This is a genomic window from Actinoplanes subtropicus, from assembly GCF_000721705.1.
GTDB classification, from domain to species: domain Bacteria; phylum Actinomycetota; class Actinomycetes; order Mycobacteriales; family Micromonosporaceae; genus Actinoplanes; species Actinoplanes subtropicus.
Genome location: NZ_JOJL01000201.1, coordinates 1 through 222 on the forward strand (window position 1 = coordinate 1; position 222 = coordinate 222).

The 222-nt window shown below is 73.9% G+C and carries 1 pseudogene; it reads right to left on the reverse strand.

The features are described from left to right. Positions 1-222: pseudogene (locus tag IH26_RS61910) on the reverse strand (2,3-epoxybenzoyl-CoA dihydrolase); the annotation flags it as partial.

Below are 222 nucleotides of genomic sequence, written 5' to 3' on the forward strand. Positions count from 1 at the left end.
GACCGGGTCGGCCGGCGCCGGCCCGGACGGGCCCTCGACGGTGATCTCGACCTGCCGGCGGGCCCGGTCGATCCTGGCCGACACGTACGGATAAACAATGGTTTCGTCGCGGAAAGTGCGGTTCAGCGGGGTCAGCGCGACGCCTCCGGAAGCCCGCGGCCGGGACGACGCCTCGGCCGCCAGCGCGGCACGGCGGCGGATCTCCCGATCCCACCCGTTACG